The sequence below is a fragment of the Hymenobacter roseosalivarius DSM 11622 genome (assembly GCF_900176135.1).
Classification (GTDB): Bacteria; Bacteroidota; Bacteroidia; order Cytophagales; family Hymenobacteraceae; genus Hymenobacter; species Hymenobacter roseosalivarius.
The window spans coordinates 48,213-64,032 of record NZ_FWWW01000077.1 but is presented as its reverse complement, the minus strand read 5'-3'; the positions used below and the strand labels follow the sequence as shown (position 1 = coordinate 64,032).

Below are 15,820 nucleotides of genomic sequence, written 5' to 3'. Positions count from 1 at the left end.
GGAAAGTGCGTAAGTTGCCGTTAGGCCCACGGAGCCTGAAACCCACGCCACCTACCATGCAAGACCGTCAGTTGCTGCTGTTTGGAATTCCGACTGTGAGCGTGCTCATGCTACTGCCGGAGGCCGATTATGCCCTCCAGTCTGTTACCGCATTCCTGGTTAGCTGGCCGATTTCGCTCGTTTACACGCTTACTATTTGGCTGGGCACCCGCGCCATCTGGCAATGGCTGATTCGCCGTTTTCCCGCTGTGGGTCAAACATCCGTGCGCCTGTGGTGGCTGGCCGCCGCTTGCCTGCTCTACGCCAGCCTGGCCACCGTTGCCATCACCGTCGGGCTCACGCTGGTGCTACCCACCGAGATATTTGGAGTACTAAGCGCCGAGCGAACTTTCGTGCAGGTACTAATCAATCTGGTGCCTACCTCGGTGGTGCTGCTCGTGTACGAGAGCCAGCATTTTTTTCAGAAGTGGGAACAGAACGTGCGCCGGGCCGAGCAGCTTACCCAAGCTAGTGTACAAAGTCAGCTCGAAGCCCTGCAAAACCAACTCGATCCGCATTTCCTGTTCAATTCACTCAACACGCTCTCGGCCCTGATTGAGCCCGGCAACGTGGCGGCCCAAGAGTTTGTGGAGCAGCTAGCCGATGTGTACCGCTACGTGCTGCTCAGCCGCGACAAAGTGACGGTACCGCTGGCCGAGGAGCTGGCGTTTGTGGATACGTATGTGGCTTTGCAAAAAGTCCGTTTTCGCGATAATCTGCGAGTGGAGCAGCATGTCCCTTCTGAAGCGCTTGAGTGGCACGTAGCCCCGCTGAGCGTGCAGCTGCTGGTGGAAAATGCGCTTAAGCACAACGTCGCCTCGCGCGAAAATCCGCTGGAGCTCTGCCTTACCGCCGACCCCGCCACGGGCTACTTCACGGTGGAAAATGTCCTGCGACCGCGGCTGGCGGGGCTGGCCTCCGGCACCGGCACGGGCCTGCGCAACGTGCAGCACCGCTACGAGTTGCTTCACGCCCCCCAGCCGGTCGAAATCAGTACCGCGAATCAGTGGTTTCGGGTGCGGCTGCCGCTGCTGGAGCCTCGTTGAGGCAGCAATTTTTCTTCTCAACGGGGGTGCAGCTTTGCTTAGCAACCCCGATCTACTATCCTTCGCTTACCGTGAAGCTGTTTTAGGAAATCCTAAAAACCATTTCAGCCGCCAGATCCAGCATGACGCGAAATGGGATTCCTAAACAGCTTCTGTTTAATTCCAGCCTTCAACTTCTCCCATGACTGTTTTAGTGCTTGAAGATGAGTACCCAGCCGCGGAGCGCCTCCAGCGCCTGCTGCATCAGGCGGCACCCAAAGCCCAAGTCTTGGCCGTGCTGGATAGCGTAACGGCGGGGGTGGCGTGGCTTAAGTCAAATTTGCCCCCCGACCTGATTCTGGCTGATATTCACCTGGCCGATGGGCTGAGCTTTGAGCTGTTTGAGCGCACGGTGGTGCGGAGCCCGGTCATCTTTACCACGGCGTATGATGCCTATGCCATTCGGGCTTTCAAAACGAACAGCATCGACTATTTGCTGAAGCCCATCAAATTGGCCGAGCTGGCGGCAGCCCTTACCAAGCTGGAACAGTGGCGGGCACCCACTGCGCCGCCCCTACCCGATACGGCCCAGCGCCTGGAGCGCCTGCTCGACAGCCTGCCTCGCCCCGATCAGCCTTACAAATCGCGCTTCTTGGTGCGCAGCGGGGAGCAACTATTACCCCTGCCGGCCGGGCAGATTGCCTGGTTTCAGAGTCGCAACGAGGTTACGACGCTGGCGGCGCTTGATGGCCGCCGCTTCGTGGTAGACTATACGCTGGAGCAATTGGAAAGCCTGCTCGACCCACGCCAGTTTTTTCGTTTGAATCGGCAGTTTGTGGCGCATTTGCAGGCCGTGCAGCGCCTGCACCCTTATTTCAATGGCAAGCTGAAGCTGGATTTGGCCCCCAGCCCCATCGATGAAGTAGTGGTGAGCCGGGAGAAAGCCAGCGTATTCAAGCAATGGTTGGAGGGCTGATTGGGCCAGTTCAAAGAGGGGAATTGAGTGCCAGTTTTCTACCTATCCAGCCACGCTTTGAAAGCCGGCACCCGCTCCCGACTCACCAGTACGGGGCCTTCGGGGCAATGTTGAAGCACGGTTTGCAGGCGGGAGTTAGTGTAGTGAATTATATCCTGAATAGCGCTGGCCTGGGCGAGATACGTGCGGTTGAGGCGGAAGAACTGGCGCGGGTCGAGCAAGGTTTCCAGCTGCTCCAGCGTGTAGTCCACTACGAACCGGCGGTTCTCCCGGGTTTGGAGCAGGGTGGCTTTTTCGAGGCTGAAAAAGTAGGCTATCTGCTCCGTGGCAACGGTTTTGAGATGCTCACCCACCCGCACCACGAATTGCTCTTTGTAGGCGGGGCGGGCTTGCATCTGCTGTAATACCTGCGCCAGCAAGGCCGGATCGAAAGCCGTAGCGGGCGTGGCCATCTGGGCGGAGCCGCGCCGCGCGCGCAGCTTCTGCACGGCGGCTTCCAGCTCACCGGCATCAATAGGTTTGAGCAGATAATCCACGCTGTTTACCTTGAAAGCCCGAATAGCATACTGGTCGTAGGCCGTGGTGAAGATAACCGGACAGGGCACCGTGGTCTGCTCAAACAGCTCAAAGCTCAGTCCATCGGCCAGGTGAATATCCAGAAACAGCACGTCGGGCGCGGGTTGCAGCGTATCGAGCAGCACCTTGGCCGCCGCCACCGATTCGGCAGTAGCAACCACCTCTACCGCCGGCTCCTGACGGCGCAACAGCTCAGTCAGGCGCCGTGCTGCCAGGGGTTCATCTTCCACGAGTAGGGCACGAAGCGCAGGCAAGGTTGACATTGGTTAGTAGGTAGTTTTGTTTTGGCCTGGGGGGCTTTTTCTAAATTAAGTAGAGACGCGTATTGACTGCGCCAGCCTTCGGTTCGCGTCTAATGGTCGCGGTTGTTATTTCGACTGAATGGCGCGATACCGGTCCTTCAACGATTAGACGCGAACCGAAGGTCGGCGCAGCCAATACGCGTCTCTACATCCTGACTACCCTAACTCTAACAACGGCAGCGTCACGACGAACTCGGTGGCGGTGGGCTGAATGAGCATGGGCTGTTTGGTTAGAAAAGCATAGCGGGCTTGCAGGTTGCGCAAACCCAGGCCACTCGTTTCTTCGGAACCAAGGCGACGCGGCCGCAACGTATTGCGCACGGTGAGCTGCCGGGCCGCTAGGTTCAGCTCGAAGCCGATATGCAGGGGCTGCTGTTGGAGCGCTACATTGTGCTTAAGGGCATTTTCCAGCAGCAGCTGTAAGCTCAGCGGCGGCACTATGAGGCGAGCCGGCACGCTGCCGGGGGCGGGCAGGTCGGCCTGCAAGGCTTCGCCGTAGCGGATGCGCTGCAAAAACAGGTAAGCTTTGGCAAATTCCAGCTCGTCGGCGAGCAGCACAACTTCGCGGCCACGGGCATCGAGCACGTAGCGGTACACCTGCGAAAGCTGCCGAATGAAGCGCACTGCCAGCTGCGGCTCCTCCTCTACCAGCGAGGTGAGAGCATTCAGGGCATTAAACATGAAGTGCGGATCGAGCTGCTGCCGTAGGGTTTCGGCCGCGGCCTGAGCCATTTCCTTTTGCAAACGCTCCGTCTGCACCAAAGCTTCGCGCCACTTCAACAGAAAAGACCGGCTATGCATCACCAAAGAAAACAACACCGTGACGCCCAACGGAAACACGATGTTGCGTGCTGCTGGCGGCTCCCACAGCACAGCTACTGCATAGCCGCGGTATAGAACCACGTAGCAGAGGTTAATGCCCAGAATCACCACCAGCGACACCAGCAGAGAAAGCAGCAGGGTGAGTATCAGCCGCTTCACCGGCTCCGCACGCCACGACACGTAGCGCTCCAGCCAGTTTACCGCATACCCATTGGCCAGCGACAAAGCAGTGGTAAAAGCTAACGTGACCGTGAAGTTGGTCGCCATTTGTTCGGCATTGGCCCAACAGCTGACGCAGGTTAGCAAGGTAATAGCAGTTGATACCAGCACGAGCACGAGCAGCGGACGCAGCCACTTCGCCTTGCCAAAACGAGTAAAAGCGGGAAGAGCAGTAGCCATGGATAGCAAGAAAAAACAGGCGGCTGAAAGGTAATAATAAGCTGAGCGTGCTGCTGATTTTGAGTTGACCAACTAATTCGCGGCAGTCGGCTCGTACGTCTTCAGTTGAGTTACCATCTGCTTCTCGCCCCAGGTCGGAGCCAGTGGGCTGCTAGGGCGTAAATCTGCGAACCGGGCCTTAGCTGCTTCATACAAGGGCCGGGCCGCTGCCGGGCAGTGCCTGCTTTGTTCGCGGACGATACTGCTGAGCATGGTTGCAGCCGTTTGGGCGGCTACACGGCTAGCGGTAGCCAGCAACACTAGCCGCAGGAGTAGGATTCGTTTCACTGGGGTAGCAGCGAAGTGATGACCAAAAGTGGTCGGCTGCTAAGCCCGATGAAAAGAAAGATTACTGAAGTGTCGGATAAGCCGGATGAAGCGTGCGGCCACTCTACCAACACGGAGAAAGAAGCAGGCCAGAATCTATGTAACGTACAACACGGCGGCCCCGGTAACCCAGCCGCACCCCCAACCTATCGCGGGGATTTGTCGTTGAAAAAACTCCTTTCCGCGGGAGCAACTATTTCCGATCTTTCTACTCCATTCTCAATTCCTAACCCCGATCTGCCATGGCATACACTGTAATTGGCGTGTTTGAAAACGCCGACGTTGCGAACAAAGCCCTCCACGCGCTTGTCAGTCATGGTATTGGCCGCGAGCACATCGACGTGACCACCGCCGATATCAACCAGGATAATCCCACGGGCGAGTTTCCTGAAAATGACTCCTTCCACAACTTCTTCCGGGCTGTATTTACCGGCCACGAGCACGATGTGAAAGACCACCTGGAAGCTGCCCGCCGCGGCACCACGCTTACCGCGCATGTGCGCACACTTCAGGATGCCCAGCAGGTGCAGCAGCTCCTCGATCAGCACGGGGCGGTAAATGCCTCCGAATACGCCCGGCGCTACGTGGCGCAGCACGGCAGTGTACCGCTGTCGGCCCATGGCCCCGCGCCGGGCCCTCACCCAGATTCTACGGTTGTAGCGGCCCAGCCCGACGCGACCACTACCGCATTGCGCAGCCGCATCATCGACCGGCCACTTGACGACGACGAGCGTCTGCGCTAACAGGCATTCATCATCCACTTTATAAGGGGCAGCTGCACGATCAGTTGCCCCTTTTTGCTACCTCCCTTCTCACCCAAAAGCCTAGCTTTCTGGTTGTAGTATCACGCTTATCACCAGCCTTTTAACGCAACCCCGAGCTGCCTGGCGCGGTACTGCTATCATACCCCAACTTTTTGCTATGAAAACCTTCGACGACATCTCCTTTTCTTCTGTCAACGCTTCCACCTCGCGCCGCGATTTTATGCGCCACGCCTCACTAGGCCTGGGGGGCATTTTGCTGGGCACTTCGGGGCTGGCAGGCTCGCTGACTGGCCTCCCCGAATCCCATTTCGGGCCGGCTAGTCTGGAGGCATGGCAGGCGAACAAACAGTTCGGCGTGGCGTTGGTGGGGCTGGGCAAATACAGCACCGGGCAGCTTGCCCCGGCCTTGCGGGAAACCAAGCTTTGCCGCCTGGCCGGCATCGTGACGGGCTCGCCGGAGAAAGTGCCGCAGTGGAAATCGAAGTACAATATCCCCAAGGAAAACGTCTACGACTACAAGTCGTTCGACCGCATCGTTGACAACCCCGATATTGATATCGTGTACGCGGTACTGCCCATTGCTATGCACGCCGAATACACGATCCGGGCTTTGCAGGCAGGCAAGCACGTTATCTGCGAGAAGCCGATGGCCATGACGCCCACCGAGTGCCGGCAGATGATAGACGCGGCCAAAAAAGCCGACAAAAAGTTCAGCATAGGCTACCGGCTGCACTTCGAGCCTCACCACCAGGAAGTGATGCGCCTGGGCCAGAAGGAAATCTACGGCCCAATCAAGTGCCTGGTAGCTGACAATGGCTATGTCTTCAAGAACGACACGCCCTGGCGCGTAGACAAGGAGCTGGCCGGCGGCGGGCCGCTCGTGGATCTGGGCATTTACTGCGTGCAGGGCGTGGTGTACACCAAAGGGCAGATTCCGGCCTCCGTCACGGCGAAGTTTACACCTAAGCCTAATAATGGCCTGTTCAAGGAAGTGGAAGCCGGCGTGAACTGGCAGTTCCAGTTTGCCGACGGCTCGGTGGCCGATTGTCGCACTAGCTACGCGGAAAGTTTGCCCAACCGCCTCCAGGCTGAAGCGGCCAAAGGCAAGTTTGAGCTCACTCCCTCCTTTGGCTATGGTGGCATAAAAGGAACTACCAGCCAAGGCCCGATGAACATTCAGAATGTAAATCAGCAGGCCCGGCAGATGGACAACTTTGCCGACTGTATTCTAAATAACAAAGCCACCCGCGTACCCGGCGAAATGGGCCTGCGCGACGTGCAGCTGATGGCCGCTATTTACCGCGCCGCCGAAACTGGCCAGAAAGTATCGACCAAGGATGTGCAGAATATTATTGACCGTACGAATAGCCGGTAGAGCAATAAGCCCGTCTAGATCTTTTATCCATTTTTATCCATTAAGAACGTCATGTAGAGCGAAGCATCTCGCCAGCGGTAGTCAGATTAGTAATCTTAACTAAACACGCGAGATGCTTCGCTCCGCTCTGCATGACGGCCGGGAAGCGGCAGATTGGAACTATATAAACGCTGGGGGCAAATTCCGCTACTTTAGCCGAGCCAAGTATGGCTGAAGTCACTCCGCTCTCTGTTTCCCGCTGCATCTCTGCTTTTATGAAAATACGTATCCTCCCTGCTGCCTTCTCGCTCGCCTTCTTTTTAAGCCAATGTGTTGCGGTAAAATCAGACAAAGCCGAGCTGGTCATCACCCACGTCAATGTGATTGACGTGATAACCGGAACCGTGCAGCCCGATCAGAATGTGGTCATTTCAAACGGCCTGATTCAACGAATAGAAAGCGCCGAAAAAGCCCCCCAGCGTGCTACCCAACGTCTGGACGGCACGGGCAAATATCTGCTGCCCGGCTTGTGGGATATGCACGTTCACTTTCGGGGCGGCGACACGCTGACAGCGGCAAATAAGAATCTGCTGCCGCTGTATATGGCGCACGGCATTACCACCGTTCGCGACGCGGGCGGCGACCTGACGCCAGCCGTGTACGCCTGGCGCGAGCAGATCAATTCCGGGAAATTAGCGGGTCCCCGAATCTTTACTTCCGGCCCTAAGATTGATGGTCCGGGCGGCACTTGGCCAGGCTCTCTGGAAGTAGAAACACCCGCTCAGGTAACCGCCGCGCTGGACTCCTTGCAGAAGCTGCGGGTTGATTACGTCAAGATTTATGACAGCAAGATTTCGGGTGATGCTTTCCTGAATGTCATTTCGGAGGCCGAAAAACGCGGGCTCAAAACGACGGGCCACATGCCCTACACCGTCACGCTGCGCGAGGCTTCCGAGCGGGGCCTCGATGCCAGTGAGCACCTGTATTACGTATTTAAGGGGTGCTCTTCGCGCGAAGACAGTCTGACGGCCGCCATCAAGCAAAGCCTGCTCACGTCTAAGCCGCTGGGCCTGTTCGCGGTGCTGCCTACCATCTTCAAAACGTACGATCCAACGGTAGCGGCCGCCCTGTTTAAAACCCTCGCTGACCGGAAAACGGCGGTGGTGCCTACCTTATTCATTCAGAAAACGCTGGCTGAAATAACGGAGCAGGACCACGCCCGCGATTCCATGCTTGCCTACATCGACCCCAAAATTCAGGCTACCTATTTGGGCCGCTACAACAGCGCGAAGCGGCAGTCCAGAGAGAACGTTGAATTCGGCAAGAAACTCTCCGCCAAGTTTATGTCGATGATACCGGAAATGCAGGCCGCCGGCGTGACCCTTCTGGCCGGCTCCGACAGCGGGCCTTTCAATTCGTTTGTGTATCCGGGTTCGTCGTTGCAGGGCGAGCTGGCGCTGCTGGTGCAGGCCGGACTCACTCCCGCGCAAGCCTTGCGCGCGGCCACCATCAACGGCGCTACGTTTATGGGTGTGGCCGATCAATCGGGCAGCATCGAAACTGGTAAATATGCTGACCTGGTGTTGCTGAATCAGAACCCGTTGGCTGACATTAACAACATCAAAAAGATTGACGCGGTAATCTCCCGCGGCAAGGTGTATTCGGCCAACGACCTGGCTGAATCATTGAAGAAAATAAAGCACAAATAAGCTGCGTTTTCAGCAGAGAAATCAATCCTTAGCTTGCTTATAAAGTAGCACTTCCAAACATGATATTATCCTGGACCAGCAAGAAATTCAACGATTTATCTTTAACCGAATTATACGAACTATTGCAGCTTCGCAGCGAGGTATTTGTGGTGGAGCAGGCTTGTGCGTTTCAGGATATTGATGGCCAGGATATGGCGGCGCAGCACCTATTGGGGAACACGTTGGACGGAAAATTGGCCGCTTATGCCCGCCTTTTCGACGCGGGCATCTGCTACGAGGAAGTCAGTATCGGGCGGGTAATCGTGGCGCCCGAATTTCGGCGCTTTGGCCTGGGACAGGAGCTGATGCGGCAAGCAATTACGCACTGCGAGCGTCATTTTACCCCCCAGCCCATCAAGATTGGCGCGCAGCAATATTTAGAGAAATTTTACGGCAGTTTTGGCTTTGTGCAGTGCGGCGAAATGTACCTGGAAGACGGTATTCCGCACCTTCCCATGCGTCGGTCTTCGTCAGACCAAATTCACCCCTTGATTTAGGTGGATGAGGGCTTGGCAAGCGCGATAAACAGCGCGCCGGCAGCCATCAGCAGCGCGCCCACAATTACCTGCCAGTTTATCTTTTCCTTAAGAAGCTGTTTGAGTTAGCTGCCAAGTGGCTAAACGAGGTAGAGACGCAATATTTTACGTCTCGCCGTTGCACGATTCACGCGCGAGGAGACGCAAAATATTGCGTCTCTACCTCATTCTACCAGTCCGAAAAGCTAACTCAAACAGCTTCTAAGAAATACGACTGCCAGAATAATAGAGAATACTAGGGACACTTTATCGAGGGGCGACGCGCGCGATGCTTCGCCGAGCTTGAGGGCCTGAAAGGACAGCAGCGACGATACGCATGTCACGATGCCGGCTATTACCAGAAAGGTCATGCTGCGCCGGTCGATACGCGATACATCGGGCAGATTGCCCTGATAAGCGACTACACTCCAGGCCACCAGCAGTATCAGCACCGACTGTATAGCAAAAGCCAAGCTGGAATCAACGTGCTTGATGCCGGCCTTGGAAAGAGTAACAACCACAGCCGCCGACACGGCCGCTAACAACGAAAAGACAATCCACATACACTTCGGCTACGTCAATTACCCGGCACTCACACCTCTCCAGCTATCTAGCCGCGACTGCCTTACCGGGCACTCCACAATACGGCGGGTGGGGGGCAAAGTTATTGAGCCACAGGCCCCGCGACCATGGCTTTGGCCCATGCACCTTTCCGCGGCATGGCCTCCTATTACGGTAGCTGAGAGCGTGTGGGGGGCTTTTTTACACCTCGGGCAGTCGAATTTTCTCTAGATAAGAGGCAAGCCCCGCCGAGTGCTGAAACAGATGAATGAACAGAATGCGCTCCTCATCCTGCACGCGCCATACCTCGGCGTAGAAGTCGCCGAAGGCATAGAGCCGCAGACTAAAGCTATCTTGCTGGCGATCAGCCAGGAAATGCCCCCCTTGCCGCAGCAGGATGGCCTGGCGGCCCATGGGCAGCTGTTTGAAGGCGGTGAGTTGCATAGAGATACAGTCTCTCAACGGCTGGCACCGTCACCGGGGTTCCGCGGGTATATGCTGGCGGGCTGTTTCCAGCGTATCATCGCCGATTTTGCCCCCCAGACCCCAAAATTAGTACACCGCCGTAGACAACTACGCGTCCTACTTCGCACGTACTGCCCAAACCAGGTGCTTGGCTCGGGCCGCCCCCAAGGGCATCTGACCCTGATTTGGGGGTAACTAACTTCAGCATGATAACTCCCGTTCTCATTATTTTTATTGGTTTCCTGATTTTCTTCGGCCATTATCTGGCCGAGATGTTTGACCGAACTCGCATTCCCGACGTGGTGGGCTTACTGCTGGTTGGCATTCTGATAGGCCCGGTATTTCACCTTATCGATCCGGCTTCGTTTGGGCAGGCGGGCAGAGTGTTTACCAATATCGTGCTGGTATTTATTCTGTTTGAGAGTGGCCTAGAGGTACGTTTTGAGCAGTTGAAATCGGCGCTGCGGGGTACCGTTACGCTCACTACGCTCAACTTCATCGTGACCACCATGCTGGTGGCAGCTATGGCCCAGCTGTTCGCGGGCCTCGATTTTCTCAGCTCCGTTATTCTGGGCAGCATTTTGGGGGGCACTTCCTCCGCGGTGGTTACCACTCTGGCCCGGAAGGTGGATATTCAGGAGCAAACCTCCACCACATTGGTTATGGAATCGGCGTTTAGCGACGTGTACACGCTGGCCATTCCCATCTCCCTGATCAGCCTTTACACGGGCGCTTCGTTTAGTCTGGGCTCCATGTTCGGGCAGATTTTCACCTCGCTGGTGCTGGCTGTAGTAGCGGGCGTCGCTACCGGCTACCTGTGGTCGATACTGCTGACTAAAGTACCTACGCTTCTCAAAACCCGCTTTTCCACGCCGGCCTTCGTCTTTATCGTGTATGGACTGGTAGAGCTGCTGAACTTCAGCGGCCCGATTGCGGTGCTGTTTTTCAGCATCACCCTCGGCAACGTTACTCTGCTGCGCCCGCGCCTGCTCTACCGCTATCTGCCCACGCGCCACATCGAGCTGACCGCGGCCGAAAAAGGCTTTTTCTCGGAAATGGTGTTTTTGCTGCGCACGTTTTTCTTCGTGTACGTGGGCATGTCCATCGTGCTCGACAACGCCTACCTGATCGGGCTGGGTGCCGCCATCACCGTTCTGCTCTTTCTGGTACGCATTCCGGTAGTTCTCGCCTCCGCCGATACCAAAACCCCGCTCTTTGATACGGCCTTCATGAGCATCATGATTCCCAAAGGCTTAGGCGCGGCCGTACTGGCTACGTTGCCTGCCCAGAGGGGTCTGCCCAGCGGACCAGCCATTCAAACCATCACCTTCGCGGTCATTATTTTCACAACCGTTTTCTGTACGCTGCTCTTCTTTGTACTGGAAAAACGTAAGCTGCTGGGCTTCTACCGACTTTTTTTCGGTACCCAACGCCCCCTCGATGCTGCTACCGCCGCCGCCATGCAGCCCGCGGAGTCTTCATCAACTGTAGGGGGGCGGCCATAATTACCCACTACTACCGCGCTGGGGGGCAAATCCAGAAGTGAACCGAACATCAAAAAGCTAGGCAAAGTAATAGCCGGCGAAAACTCGTTGACCTACTGACAACACGCTATATATTTTATCAACTCGTTTATTTTTACAAATAACCAATTGCTATACAGATATTTGCATGATAGCTTCCACAAAGACTGGAATAGCTACTTATGTTGACGGAAGTTGGGTTAAGCTGGACCGCTCTTTGTGTTATTATGTTTTAAGCAACCGGATTGATTGACTACATGGCGCACTCCGACTTTTGGCTTATCAGAGCAGATGAAGAAGCCGTGGTCTGCCAATACGGCACATGCTGTAGTTGTAGTCCGCTTCCTACTTTACTTACAGATAACAGCTTACTGACCTGTCTTTTAGCTTACCGCTCGGCGTAGTTGCTTAGCGCTCTCATCAGGGGCCATTTTATATGTCTGCTTTTTATCAACCGTCCGCGGAGCTGCTGCAAGCCTTTGGCTTCACAGAATTTCGTTCGCCGCCCCGCCAAATGCGCTATAGCCGCCCCAGCGCCTGCGGCCAGGAAACGATTGTGCTTTACGAAGACGATGAGATAACACTACTGGAAGTCGTCGACGGGCAGATGCTGTACAGCTTCCAGGGTCGGTTAGCTTCCGAAGCGGAGTTCCGCGTCCTGCTGCGGCAGGTAAACTGGCCCGCAGAGCTTCCTCCTTCTCTCTAACTTTCTGTTCTCCTTTTTTCCAGTTCACTTATGAATGAAGATTTACGCCTCAGCTTAGCCAATAATGCCAAGCAATGGTTGGCGCTTTCGCTTTCTATCTCTTCAGCTGAGAAGGTAGTGTTTAAAAGCATCCACGACGGATTTTTGGCCAGCCATGGCCCGGAGTTTATGGTGCATGTGTACCGAACTACTTTTGAACAGGCACTTGAAAGTATGCCTGATGCTGAGCGCAATAAGCTCTTATATACTTTCCGGGAAGCTATGGATAAGGCCATAGATGAACACCACGACATCGCGGCGGCCTAGGCAATCTTCTCTTAGAAGCTGTTGGAGTTAGTGTGTAGAGACGCGTATTCGCGTCTAATCGTCGCGGTCGGTGTTTAGGTGAACGGAATGGTACGGTTCCAGTCGTTAGCTGTGCTGACCTTCGGTTCAACGATTAGACGCGAATACGCGTCTCTACAGCCTTTTGGCGGCCTGAAAACAACTCAGGTTTGCTGCGTAAAGTCAGCTCTTCACTTGGTTCATCTCAGAGTATTGCCCTAAGCGTCAGCCTAGCTTTGTCCTTGCTGACTGCGGCGCAATAGTTCAGCAGGTAATCAGCCCTTTACCAGCATTCCCCCTTTCCTTCTTGTATGCACGTTACCGTATTCAGCGCCCACGCTTTCGAGCAAGACTATCTGACCCAGTCCGCACAGGGGCAGCACGAGCTACGCTTCCTTGATGCGCCGCTGAGCCTTGAAACAGCAAAACAAGCCCAGGGCAGCCAGGCCGTAGCCGTTTTCACCAACGACGACGCGTCGGCCCCGGTACTGGAGCAGCTACACGCGGCCGGTGTACGCTACGTGGCCGCCCGGGCTGCGGGCTACGATAATGTGGACCTGGCCGCCGCCCACCGCTTAGGTATACGCGTGGCCAACGTGCCCATCTATTCGCCCTACGCTATTGGTGAGCACACCGTAGCGCTTATTTTAGCTTTGAACCGTCGCCTGCATCTGGCTGATCAGCAGCTGCGGGCCAATGACTTCCGGCTGGACAATCTGATTGGGTTTGATCTGCACGGCAAAACCGTGGGCATCATCGGTTGCGGACGTATCGGCGGGGTAGTGGCTCGCATTATGCACGGTTTCGGCTGCCAGCTGCTAGGGTATGATGTGGCCCCCGATGTTATGCTAAGCACCGAGTTGGGCCTGACTTACACGACGCTGGAGGACCTGTGTGCCCGCGCCGATGTCATCACCCTCCATACCCCGCTCAATGGGCACACGCATTACTTAATTAACCAGGAACTACTGGCCCAGATGAAGCCTGGGGTGATGTTGATTAACACTGGTCGGGGCGGCGTACTGAACACCCAGGATGCGCTGGCGGCCATGCAAAGCGGGCAGCTCGGCTACCTTGGCCTCGACGTGTATGAGCACGAAAAAGGCTTGTTTTTCAACGACCGTACCCGCGACGCCCCCCACGACGAAACCTTTGCTCAGCTATTGGCTCAGCCCAACGTGCTCATCACTGGCCACCAGGCATTTCTGACCCGCGAAGCCCTGACTAATATCGCCGACGCGACCATCAATTCGCTCACCTGCTGGGAAAGCGGTCAGCCTTCCACTACCGAACTTTAGTCGGCATAATTCATCTCAGGCCGACGTAGATTTAGGATACCCTAGCAGGGAATCGGATTTTTCGTGGATGTTTGCTTACAGTTCAGCATTCCTTATTCCACGTCATGAATACCTTTCGCTTTCCGCACCCGCTGGTTCTGCTGGTTGGGTTTATCGTGCTGGCCACGCTGCTAAGCTACGTGCTGCCCGCCGGCATATTTGAGCGCCGCACCGATGCGGCCACCGGCCGCGAAGTCGTTGTTCCAGGCTCCTATCATCGGGTAGCGCCTTCGCCGGTAAGTCCCCTGGAGGCTGTTGTCAGCATCCCACGGGGTTTGCAGGAAGCGGCCAGCGTCATCTTCTTCGTCTTTCTGACGGGTGGGGCTTTTACGGTAGTAGACTATACCGGAGCCCTGCGGCGAGGTGTCGATTGGCTGTTGGCCCGCTTTCGGGGGCGGGAGGCACTTGTTATTCCACTTATTTCTCTACTCTTCGCCACGATGGGCGCGCTGGAGAATATGCAGGAAGAAATCATTCCGCTGGTGCCCGTATTGCTGGTTCTTATGCGCCGCCTGGGCTACCCGGTTCTTACGGCCGCGGCGGTGAGTCTGGGGGCCGCCGCCGTAGGGGCAGCATTCAGCCCGATTAACCCTTTCCAAGTAGGTATTGCCCAAAAGCTTGCCCAATTACCGCTGCTTTCCGGTGCCGGATTTCGGCTGATTTTCCTTGCCGCCGCCCTGGCCCTCTGGATTGGCGGCACCATGCGCTACGCTGCCCGCCACCGCATAGCCCCCGAAACAGCAGAAGCGGAAACCGAAGCGGCGGGCGGCGCGGGCCGTCACGGGCTGGTGCTGCTGTTGCTGCTGCTCACGTTTGCCGCGTTTACCTACGGTGTGCTCAATCTGGGTTGGGAATTTGAGCAGATGGGCGCGCTGTTTTTCGTACTGGGCGTGGCCGCCGGCTTAGTAGGCGGGCTCGGCCTTACGGGCACAGCGGAAAGCTTCATTGCCGGCTTCCGCGACTTAGCATTTTCGGCGCTGCTTATCGGCTTTGCCCGCGCCATTTTTGTGGTGCTGGAGCAGGGCCAGATCGTGGACACTATCGTGCAGGGCCTGTCTGCGCCGCTGGCGGGGCTGCCAGTTACGCTGTCGGCCCTGGGTATGATGGCAGTTCATACGACGTTGCATTTGCCCGTGCCCAGCGTAAGCGGGCAGGCGGTGCTCACCATGCCCATACTCACGCCCCTCTCCGATTTGCTGGGCTTGTCGCGGCAGGTCACGGTGCTGGCCTACCAATACGGCGCTGGCCTCTGCGAGCTGATTACGCCCACCAACGGCGCGCTGATGGCCATTGTGGCGGCCTGCGGGGTACGGTTTGATGCGTGGTGGAAATTTGCGCTGCCTTTATATCTGGGGCTGCTGGTATTGGGCGCACTGGCTGTGGTCATCGGTATTGCAGTCGGTTTGCAATAGGTTATTCACGGAAAAAGCCCCCCGGATAGCTATCCGGGGGGCTTTTTCCGTTAGAATTTCTAACGCAGAAGGAAATGACCGTTACACGCTGCGCAACTCTTCGGGCTCAAACACCCGCTTTATTTTGCGCTTTTTCTCCACGATTTGGAATCGGGGCCGGTCGCGGCTTTCGTCCCAGTATACGTCAGAGATGAGGCCGCGGTGCGGTGCCCGACCCGGCTCGGGGTTTATTTCTTCCACTAAATCGCCGAAGCTAAACACGGGTTTCTCGCTCAACTCCGTGAATAGTTCACTACTCACTTTAAACTGCTGCTCGTCGTAACGAATCAGAATCCAATCCTCGGTTTCATCAATTTTCTCAAATAATTTACCAATCGGCTCTAGCCACTCAAAGGTGCGGCGGTTGGCCGGATGGATGTAGCGAAGGCCATAATCGGGAGTCCAGGGGTATAGGCCGTAACGAACAGGTTTGGGTCGAGCCATGAAAGCGAGATAGATATGAGAATTCAACAACCAGCCGCCGCCTGATAGGTTGGGCGAGGCTGGGGGGCAAATTTAAACACGAAGCGCCCGCAATTTATTACCGGCCAACGTCTCGTGTTCGCA

Annotated in this window: 16 protein-coding genes; 11 read left to right on the top strand and 5 right to left on the bottom strand. The window is 56.2% G+C overall.

The genetic code is table 11. The annotated features are described in order from the left end of the window. Positions 1-56: 56 nt before the first annotated feature. Both B9A24_RS14170 and B9A24_RS14165 read left to right on the top strand, forming a co-directional pair. Positions 57-1,085 (top strand): sensor histidine kinase, encoded by a 1,029-nt coding sequence (locus B9A24_RS14170; protein ID WP_084446681.1) that lies wholly within the window; start codon positions 57-59, stop codon positions 1,083-1,085. A gap of 181 nt (positions 1,086-1,266) precedes the next feature. Then, the gene (locus B9A24_RS14165; RefSeq protein ID WP_084446680.1) at positions 1,267-2,040 is read left to right on the top strand and encodes a LytR/AlgR family response regulator transcription factor; all 774 of its coding nucleotides are present in this window, start codon (positions 1,267-1,269) and stop codon (positions 2,038-2,040) included. A gap of 38 nt (positions 2,041-2,078) precedes the next feature. On the opposite strand, the gene B9A24_RS14160 is transcribed toward B9A24_RS14165, so the two are convergent. Both B9A24_RS14160 and B9A24_RS14155 read right to left on the bottom strand, forming a co-directional pair. Then, the gene (locus B9A24_RS14160) at positions 2,079-2,879 is read right to left on the bottom strand and encodes a LytR/AlgR family response regulator transcription factor (RefSeq protein WP_084446679.1); all 801 of its coding nucleotides are present in this window, start codon (positions 2,877-2,879) and stop codon (positions 2,079-2,081) included. A 195-nt stretch (positions 2,880-3,074) separates the two neighbouring features. After that, entirely contained in the window at positions 3,075-4,139 is a 1,065-nt protein-coding gene (locus tag B9A24_RS14155) for a sensor histidine kinase (protein WP_084446678.1), read from the bottom strand. A gap of 608 nt (positions 4,140-4,747) precedes the next feature. On the opposite strand from B9A24_RS14155, the gene B9A24_RS14145 reads away from it, so the two are divergent. The 4 genes from B9A24_RS14145 (at position 4,748) to B9A24_RS14130 (ending at position 8,868) form a co-directional block, all read left to right on the top strand. Next, the gene (locus tag B9A24_RS14145) at positions 4,748-5,248 is read left to right on the top strand and encodes a hypothetical protein (RefSeq protein WP_084446676.1); all 501 of its coding nucleotides are present in this window, start codon (positions 4,748-4,750) and stop codon (positions 5,246-5,248) included. 178 nt (positions 5,249-5,426) lie between these two features. Beyond that, on the top strand, positions 5,427-6,644 hold the full coding sequence (locus tag B9A24_RS14140) for a Gfo/Idh/MocA family protein (RefSeq protein WP_084446675.1): 1,218 nt from the start codon (positions 5,427-5,429) through the stop codon (positions 6,642-6,644). A gap of 254 nt (positions 6,645-6,898) precedes the next feature. Next, entirely contained in the window at positions 6,899-8,332 is a 1,434-nt protein-coding gene (locus B9A24_RS14135; RefSeq protein ID WP_084446674.1) for an amidohydrolase family protein, read from the top strand. A 59-nt stretch (positions 8,333-8,391) separates the two neighbouring features. Then, positions 8,392-8,868, top strand: coding sequence for a GNAT family N-acetyltransferase (locus B9A24_RS14130; protein WP_084446673.1), 477 nt, complete (start codon positions 8,392-8,394; stop codon positions 8,866-8,868). Positions 8,869-9,092: 224 nt separating this feature from the next. Here B9A24_RS14130 and B9A24_RS14125 read toward each other — a convergent pair whose 3' ends face one another. Continuing rightward, a complete protein-coding gene (locus tag B9A24_RS14125; RefSeq protein WP_084446672.1) occupies positions 9,093-9,449 on the bottom strand; it encodes an EamA family transporter in 357 nt (118 codons plus the stop codon). Between the two features lie 199 nt (positions 9,450-9,648). Next, a complete protein-coding gene (locus B9A24_RS14120) occupies positions 9,649-9,891 on the bottom strand; it encodes a hypothetical protein (protein ID WP_084446671.1) in 243 nt (80 codons plus the stop codon). A 227-nt stretch (positions 9,892-10,118) separates the two neighbouring features. On the opposite strand from B9A24_RS14120, the gene B9A24_RS14115 reads away from it, so the two are divergent. The 5 genes from B9A24_RS14115 (at position 10,119) to B9A24_RS14095 (ending at position 15,214) form a co-directional block, all read left to right on the top strand. Further along, a complete protein-coding gene (locus tag B9A24_RS14115; protein ID WP_084446670.1) occupies positions 10,119-11,417 on the top strand; it encodes a cation:proton antiporter in 1,299 nt (432 codons plus the stop codon). A 454-nt stretch (positions 11,418-11,871) separates the two neighbouring features. Beyond that, complete coding sequence (locus B9A24_RS14110; RefSeq protein WP_084446669.1) at positions 11,872-12,141, top strand: hypothetical protein; 270 nt, start codon at positions 11,872-11,874, stop codon at positions 12,139-12,141. Positions 12,142-12,171: 30 nt separating this feature from the next. Then, positions 12,172-12,447, top strand: coding sequence for a hypothetical protein (locus B9A24_RS14105; RefSeq protein WP_084446668.1), 276 nt, complete (start codon positions 12,172-12,174; stop codon positions 12,445-12,447). 329 nt (positions 12,448-12,776) lie between these two features. Next, the gene (locus tag B9A24_RS14100; protein ID WP_084446667.1) at positions 12,777-13,763 is read left to right on the top strand and encodes a 2-hydroxyacid dehydrogenase; all 987 of its coding nucleotides are present in this window, start codon (positions 12,777-12,779) and stop codon (positions 13,761-13,763) included. Between the two features lie 104 nt (positions 13,764-13,867). Then, positions 13,868-15,214: a YfcC family protein gene (locus B9A24_RS14095; protein WP_084446666.1), complete on the top strand. Its 1,347-nt coding sequence runs from the start codon at positions 13,868-13,870 to the stop codon at positions 15,212-15,214. A gap of 81 nt (positions 15,215-15,295) precedes the next feature. On the opposite strand, the gene B9A24_RS14090 is transcribed toward B9A24_RS14095, so the two are convergent. After that, positions 15,296-15,697: a DUF6960 family protein gene (locus B9A24_RS14090; protein ID WP_084446665.1), complete on the bottom strand. Its 402-nt coding sequence runs from the start codon at positions 15,695-15,697 to the stop codon at positions 15,296-15,298. Positions 15,698-15,820: the final 123 nt, after the last annotated feature.

Coding starts and splice junctions, on each gene's coding strand:
- B9A24_RS14120 (WP_084446671.1), bottom strand. CDS start 9,891: ATGCAACTCACCGCCTTCAAACAGCTGCCCATGGGCCGCCAGGCCATC.
- B9A24_RS14155 (WP_084446678.1), bottom strand. CDS start 4,139: ATGGCTACTGCTCTTCCCGCTTTTACTCGTTTTGGCAAGGCGAAGTGG.
- B9A24_RS14105 (WP_084446668.1), top strand. CDS start 12,172: ATGAATGAAGATTTACGCCTCAGCTTAGCCAATAATGCCAAGCAATGG.
- B9A24_RS14100 (WP_084446667.1), top strand. CDS start 12,777: ATGCACGTTACCGTATTCAGCGCCCACGCTTTCGAGCAAGACTATCTG.
- B9A24_RS14130 (WP_084446673.1), top strand. CDS start 8,392: ATGATATTATCCTGGACCAGCAAGAAATTCAACGATTTATCTTTAACC.
- B9A24_RS14165 (WP_084446680.1), top strand. CDS start 1,267: ATGACTGTTTTAGTGCTTGAAGATGAGTACCCAGCCGCGGAGCGCCTC.
- B9A24_RS14145 (WP_084446676.1), top strand. CDS start 4,748: ATGGCATACACTGTAATTGGCGTGTTTGAAAACGCCGACGTTGCGAAC.
- B9A24_RS14140 (WP_084446675.1), top strand. CDS start 5,427: ATGAAAACCTTCGACGACATCTCCTTTTCTTCTGTCAACGCTTCCACC.
- B9A24_RS14095 (WP_084446666.1), top strand. CDS start 13,868: ATGAATACCTTTCGCTTTCCGCACCCGCTGGTTCTGCTGGTTGGGTTT.
- B9A24_RS14160 (WP_084446679.1), bottom strand. CDS start 2,879: ATGTCAACCTTGCCTGCGCTTCGTGCCCTACTCGTGGAAGATGAACCC.
- B9A24_RS14135 (WP_084446674.1), top strand. CDS start 6,899: ATGAAAATACGTATCCTCCCTGCTGCCTTCTCGCTCGCCTTCTTTTTA.
- B9A24_RS14110 (WP_084446669.1), top strand. CDS start 11,872: ATGTCTGCTTTTTATCAACCGTCCGCGGAGCTGCTGCAAGCCTTTGGC.
- B9A24_RS14090 (WP_084446665.1), bottom strand. CDS start 15,697: ATGGCTCGACCCAAACCTGTTCGTTACGGCCTATACCCCTGGACTCCC.
- B9A24_RS14170 (WP_084446681.1), top strand. CDS start 57: ATGCAAGACCGTCAGTTGCTGCTGTTTGGAATTCCGACTGTGAGCGTG.
- B9A24_RS14125 (WP_084446672.1), bottom strand. CDS start 9,449: ATGTGGATTGTCTTTTCGTTGTTAGCGGCCGTGTCGGCGGCTGTGGTT.
- B9A24_RS14115 (WP_084446670.1), top strand. CDS start 10,119: ATGATAACTCCCGTTCTCATTATTTTTATTGGTTTCCTGATTTTCTTC.